Genomic DNA, 6,336 nt, shown 5'->3' with positions numbered 1-6,336 from the left:
ACACCATGGTGCTGAAGAATGGCTTGAGCCGGATGCGGGGTGATCCGCATGTCCGGTTCTTAGGGGGCGGCGGCGCAGCAATGCGCCGCTGCTACCCGACCAGGTGCATGGTGCAGATGCATCGGGAGCTATCCTGTTTAGAAAGAAGCTTCGCCGCGATCAGATGCTTAAATTCTTTGATGCGCAGCCGGCTTGCACGGTTGCCATGGAGGCCTGCGGCAGCAGCCATTACTGGGCGCGGGAGATCACGAAGCTGGGACATAACGTCCGGCTGATCGCTCCGGGCTACGTCAAGCCTTTCGTGAAGAGGCAGAAGAACGATGCCGCCGATGCGGAGGCGATCTGCGAAGCTGCGCAACGGCCGACGATGCGTTTTGTGGCAGCCAAGAGTGAGGAACAACAGGCTGCGGCGATGGTGTTTCGCGCTCGCGATCTTCTGGTGCGCCAGCGGACCCAGACCATCAATGCGATACGTGGCCATCTTGCCGAATTCGGGCTGGTGGCCGCGCAGGGCCTTTTCCATGTGGCCAAGCTTGTAACGGCGATCGAGGATCATGGCTCCGCCATCCCAGAGGCCGCCCGTCCGATCCTGTGTCTGTTCGTGGAACAGTTGCGCTCGCTGGATGAGAGGGTGGCTGTGCTCGACCGCGAGATCGCCCGGCGCGCCAGGGAGGACGCGGAATCGAAACGACTGATGACTATCCCGGGGATAGGATCGATCACCGCGACTGCTCTCGCCGCTCTGGCTCCGTCGGCTCAGACCTTCAAAAGGGGGCGTGATTTTGCGGCCTGGCTGGGGCTCACTCCGTTGCAGCGTTCCACGGGCGGGAAGCAGAAGCTTGGCGAGACGTCCCGCATGGGCGAACGAACTCTGCGCCGCCTGCTCATTATAGGGCCAGCGCTGCCGTGCGCTGGGCGATGCGGAAGGGGAAATCTGCGGACCCATGGCTCATGCGCATGCTGGACCGTAAGCCGCCCATGTTGGTGATCGTCGCGCTTGCCAACAAGACGGCACGCATCGTCTGGGCATTGATGGCGAAAGGCGGAACCTATCGGGCTCCGGCGGTGGCGGGTTAGTTCCGCTCGGCCGGAAGGCCTCGAAAGTGTGAGAAGGTCAAACGGAGAGTATGGCGCAACGGTCAACGAGACGGGATCGGGAAAACCAGATCATGGATACGTGCCTTGAGCACGCGAGATTGAATTGGACCCGCTCCGCGAACTCCCATACGGGCCCGCGGCATGTGGAACGCCGCATCAGAGGCCGGACACATGTCAGCACCCGACCACGCTCCTCATTCTTCATATAAGATTCTTCTTGCGCTGACGGGGGCGTCCACACAAGTCCATGATCACAATATCACCTGTCCGGCGATTTCAGCGACCAGCCCGCGCAAGGCGAAGGCCTGATTGCGGCAGCTCTCAACCAGCCAGTCGCGGTGAGCCCTTGGGCTTGTCCCCACCTTGGGCTGACGCTACCTGTCTCTCGAAAGCGCCCGACGGACGGGATCACCACGCTTAGGCTAACATTATAGCGCGCAGCACTTGTCGGCGCGAAAGCCGTCCTGTTCAACCGAGCAACAACCTGCACAGAAGACCGTTCGAATATGGCTTGCTCATCCATGCCGGCCTCTCCTTTCCCCGCCGGCACCTTGAAGCTGATTTGCAGCCCGGATTGAATCTGGAGGCTTCTGTGAGGTCCGCATGCTCGACGGAGCGGCCGGCTGAGTGTCGGACCTCATTGCAAGCCGGATTGAACAAAGCCGCGGGACGGTCTGGCACTATGGGGATTGTAGCCTGGAGGAGCGGTCGGGATCGTCGGTGCCAGGCTGATGAACGAGTTGAAGAACGGGGGCGTCGCCGCATTCTCATTGCCGTTATCGATGGCTTGAGGGGTTTTCCCGAGGCGCCGTCTTCCCTCAGACCGGGTCCAGACCGGTATCCTGCAACTGATCCGCCATTCGCTGGAGTTAGTGTCCTGAAAGGACCGGAAGGCCGAGCGCACCATCCAGACAGCCTGAGGGAATGGGCTTACGCCGTGCCATTGGTGGCATCGTCACAGCACACTGCCGCCATGCCCGCTTGCCTCTGCGACTATAGCAGCCGACGACCGCTGCTGCTCTGTTCGTATTAAAGGGCGATTCACACTGGTCACCGCAGTCAGGATTACCGCATAACCAACCTCTCAGCCCTCATCCTTTCAAGATCACGCAGGCCGAGATTGTAGACCAGGTACTAGCGCAAAGCGGATCACTGATGGACAAACTGGCGACCTTTGAACGTCGGAACCCTCCTAAATTCGTCGAGAGGCTGCGTGCCACACGGCCGGTACCAAAACGTCGCAACAGATCCTTCAACTAAGTTTACAAACTCTTTACGACCGCCAAGCGCTGACACTGGTACCTTCACCTCGAAGTCTGAGATCAGGCACAGTTAAAAAGCTGATGACTGTTTACGGTCGGGCCGCGCAGCACGAAACCTCGGAGCCAAAAGCCCATGGCAAGAAAAGCGATCATTCTGGTTGAAGGTCATAGGGGTAATGGTCCGCTCCACGTCCAAGCGGCTCAGCGTCTTGGCCTTCATCCAATTACTCTGTCGGCTGATCCGGCTCAGTACGAATATCTTGCGGCGGAAAGCGTTGAGGCTATTCGTGTTGATACAGACAATTTCGATGCGCTGATCCGCGAATGTTGCCGGCTGCGTGCTACGTATGACATTGCTGGCATTACTGGCTTTGCGGGCGACGACGAGTCGGTCTCTGCGACAGTTGGCAAGCTCTGCCGTCACTTCGATCTACCGGGACCGAACCCCGCATCGATTGAACGATGCTGCGACAAATTCGCTCAACGTCAGGTTCTCGCGGAGGCTGGCGTTTCAGTACCTGGTTATCGTGTGGCGACAGATGCGGCGGACGTGGAAAGCGCTGCTGCGGAAATCGGCCTGCCGGTGATTGTTAAGCCAGCCGTAGGCAGCGGAAGCAGCGGAGTCCGATTGTGCCGCAACGTCGATGAGTTGGCCGAACATACCACGTATCTGTTGGGCGGGAAGCACATATGGCGGTCTTCGCCGAGGATACTGGTCGAAGAATTCGCACAGGGCCCGCATTATTGCATTGACATAATGGGAAATGAAGTCATTGGGATCAGCGTCCTTGACTTCTGCCGCCCACCCCATTTCGTCTATCGTGAGCTCACCTGCCCGGCCGAGCTGACTGATGACGAGCATCATCGCATCGCCGAGGTTTCGCTGAGCTGTTTGCGAGCTCTCGGCCTTGGCTGGGGGCCAACGAACGTTGAACTCCGGTGGACGCAGCGTGGTCCAGTCGTCATCGAAGTCAATCCGCGTCTTCCAGGTTCGCCCGCTCCTGAACTGGTTCAGCTGGCTTACGGTATCGATCTCGTCACCGAGCACATCAAACTCGTTATCGGCGACGAATGGAATTTACGCAGAAGCCATTCGCAGACTGCGGTCGCGCGGTGGCTAGTTGCTGATCGCGATGGCATGCTCGATTGGATCGGTGGCGACAGTCGCGCGGCTGCTGTATCAGGTGTCGTCGAGGTCAACTTTTATGTTGAACCCAAGACGCCGATCGTCAGGAAAGGCGATTACCGAGACTGTATCGGACATGTCATCGCCGCTTCCCCCAGCCTGACTCGGACCAAGGCGATCCTTCAGCGTGCCGTCGACTTAATCGATTGGTCAATAATACCATTTCCGAACCTTGGCGAATAGCGACACCTGCGCGCCCCAATTCGACTCCTTGCAACACAAAACCGGCAGGGCCCGCATGGACATCAGTGAGATCTCCAGAGCCGAGATCCCTGGATGGCCGACGAGACTTCCAGAGTTCGAGATCGCTTTGTTCATGCGTTCATTCGTTACATTCCTTTTTGGGCAGATGCCAGCTGTTCAACTGACGAGTGTAGCTTGGCGCCCGCCTCAGGACGGCCCACTGCTGTTTGACCGTTGTGATTTCCTCTACCCACGCCGCGTCACTTAGGTTTAGACTACATGTTGCGATAAGGCTCCTTACGTCCGTAGTTTTTTCAGCCATGTTGTCTTCGACAGACAAGTAATCTAGGCCGGTCGCTAAGAATGGCCGAATAGCGTGGGCCACATCTTGGGCAATTGGTTCGTATCGATGGTTGAATGAGGTGTTTAGGAGTACCGGGCATTCCGCTTTCCTTGTATGCCGATATTAGCCTCCAAAACTCACTCTAGTGACGACTTCTCGCACCTTAGCAACAAATATCATATGGTCCATATTTTGATTCAATGGCAGCGGGATGAAATAGCCATCAAAATTCTCAGCGAGCACCGCTGGCGCAAACGGGCGAAAGCTCTCTCGCTGCTATTTGCTGGATTAATCCGTCGCCAGTTTTCTCGAGATCGAGGGGCTCCAAGTATGCTTCGGTTGCCAAGCCCACGCGGCCCGAACTCAGATCTGCCCCTCGCCCATTCGATTATTTTACCCTGAGCAATTTTGTCGGCTGCGGCCTTGAAGACGTCATCGCACTCAACAATGCTCATCCCCCCTACCCAGGCTTCGATCTCGCGGCGGCTCCGGGGTCAGTTTGCCGGTCCACCCCCCACTCTTGGCTGCCTCGCCGCGGCTTATCCCCTCCAGAACCGCCGATAGCGAAAGCAATCTGCGGTTTAGTATCTCTGGACCGTTTGGCGAGTTGGCGAAGCTGCGCCGGCGAATAGTCCGCCCAAGGAATCACGGTTCAGCGGGAACGGGAATATCCGAATGAGTCAACGAATGCCGCCGCTGGGCAAATCGACATCTATTCAATAAGATGCGGTTTCCTAGTGAAGCTATTAGAATGAGATGCGACCAATAATATTAGGTCGATAACTGTCATATCGTGATGGAGAAGCATTTTTGTGAATATACTATCTTTAGACAATCCGGGGATGCAGTTGCACTCCAAAAAATAGATCTCAGACGTATTTGTAACTCTGAAATCAAAACGGGCTATACTATAAATATCAATCGCCGATGCTATGATCCTGGTCACGGATTTAAGCCTCTCTGACACCGTGTCCCCCGTGTCAACTATTTTCTTATTAGATAATTTACTGTCCTCTTTTTCGTTATAGCCAAAAAAACCCCTCTCTGTTTCGATCTTTACGACAGGAAGCATTATCAGTTCTGATGATGTTACTATACAGCCGCAAGAATAATCATCGCCTGGAATGAACTCTTGAAATAGAGCGGCACTATCGTATTTAAATATTTTATCAAGGAGCGGATAGATATCAGCCTCGGGATCAGAAAAGGTACCAAAAACGTCGGTGAATAGTGATGAGCCAAGTGAATTCGGCTTCGCGACAACCGGGCCTCGAAGTGACTGCGCAAATTGTATTGCGTTATCCAAATATCGTGGTTTTACTAACTTTGTCTTTGGCACTTTCACAGTTTCAGCGGGAAATAGCGACGAGACAAATGACGACATTGCGTGCTTATTCATCGCCAACGATGCAACCTGTGGGTCGCCGAACGTGCCTTTTAAACCAAAAAGCGCTGCAAGTGTCTGAACTCCGCCGTCTTCGCCAAACTGGCCTGGCAACAGGTTTACAACATATTCGTTGCGCGATTTAATCGCGTCAAAAGTGTAGGGTAGCGTACGTCCAGGAAGGATGCTGGTGTCGGAAATATAGGTCTGGAGTTTAGAAATTGTAAAAGCACTGTGGAATGGAAATGTGCGAACAAGGCTGTCATCTCGGCTGAGATGATACAAATGTTTCACAGAGAATGGTCGTTCGGCAGGAGGGAGAGCCAAGTAGGAGGAGATGATGTGTGTTAAGTTTGAGATGGACGCATCATACTCACTCGAGAGTCCGCCGAATATGAATGAAACGTCAAGAGACATATTTCTCTCCTTTATTTCCTGACACACGCTTAGAAATACATTGGTGTTGTGTTTTTCAGGAGCCGCCAAATCTGGTAGCTTGACTCAGGCACTGATACCACGATCTCGGACGGCCGAACGGTGGGCAAGGCCCAACTTCAACACCGCATTTTGGAAAGACCTCCAGATCCAAGTCAACGAGGTCGACTCTAATGCCAAATGCAGGAATTTGCCCGTGCAGGTCCATAAGCGGATAGGCTGTAGGACCGTATGTCCCCCTCTATCAGTGAGGTGGCTCGCCCTACACTGCGCGTGCGAGAGTTGCTCGGGCGGTGCGAGCCGATCCTCACCACGGAAGGACGAACCAGAAGGGATAGTGTGCTGAAGGTTCTGCAAAAAGTTTTGGAGAGAGAACGGCGCCTGCTCTGAGGGGCGAGCGGCCATGGCACGGTGGTGACGTTGCGATCACCGATTCCCGTGGAAG

General features: G+C 55.2%; 3 protein-coding genes and 2 pseudogenes. 2 read left to right on the top strand and 3 right to left on the bottom strand.

Annotated features, from left to right (window positions below):
* Nucleotides 1-88 precede the first annotated feature (88 nt).
* Both NKI47_RS34400 and NKI47_RS34390 read left to right on the top strand, forming a co-directional pair.
* Nucleotides 89-1,077, top strand: a pseudogene (locus tag NKI47_RS34400) (IS110 family RNA-guided transposase).
* Nucleotides 1,078-2,493: 1,416 nt separating this feature from the next.
* Entirely contained in the window at nt 2,494-3,729 is a 1,236-nt protein-coding gene (locus tag NKI47_RS34390) for an ATP-grasp domain-containing protein (RefSeq protein WP_352596176.1), read from the top strand.
* A 139-nt stretch (nt 3,730-3,868) separates the two neighbouring features.
* Here the strand turns inward: NKI47_RS34390 and NKI47_RS34385 are convergent.
* The 3 genes and pseudogenes from NKI47_RS34385 to NKI47_RS34375 form a co-directional block, all read right to left on the bottom strand.
* A pseudogene (locus NKI47_RS34385) lies at nt 3,869-4,336 on the bottom strand (carbamoyltransferase C-terminal domain-containing protein); the annotation flags it as partial.
* Nucleotides 4,270-4,527, bottom strand: coding sequence for a carbamoyltransferase C-terminal domain-containing protein (locus NKI47_RS34380; RefSeq protein WP_352596173.1), 258 nt, complete (start codon nt 4,525-4,527; stop codon nt 4,270-4,272). The gene NKI47_RS34380 and the pseudogene NKI47_RS34385, both read right to left, overlap by 67 nt.
* A 257-nt stretch (nt 4,528-4,784) precedes the next feature.
* A complete protein-coding gene (locus NKI47_RS34375; RefSeq protein ID WP_352596170.1) occupies nt 4,785-5,873 on the bottom strand; it encodes a D-alanine--D-alanine ligase family protein in 1,089 nt (362 codons plus the stop codon).
* Between the last annotated feature and the right edge of the window lie 463 nt (nt 5,874-6,336).

Origin of the sequence: Mesorhizobium sp. M0633, from assembly GCF_040320645.1 — a bacterium.
Lineage (GTDB): Bacteria > Pseudomonadota > Alphaproteobacteria > Rhizobiales > Rhizobiaceae > Mesorhizobium.
The sequence above is the reverse complement of the archived record's forward strand: the minus strand, read 5'-3'. Positions and strand labels throughout refer to the sequence as shown.

Bases quoted from the DNA above. Each gene is read 5' to 3' on its own strand.
- NKI47_RS34390 (WP_352596176.1), top strand. From the start codon at position 2,494: ATGGCAAGAAAAGCGATCATTCTGGTTGAAGGTCATAGGGGTAATGGT.
- NKI47_RS34380 (WP_352596173.1), bottom strand. From the start codon at position 4,527: ATGAGCATTGTTGAGTGCGATGACGTCTTCAAGGCCGCAGCCGACAAA.
- NKI47_RS34375 (WP_352596170.1), bottom strand. From the start codon at position 5,873: ATGTCTCTTGACGTTTCATTCATATTCGGCGGACTCTCGAGTGAGTAT.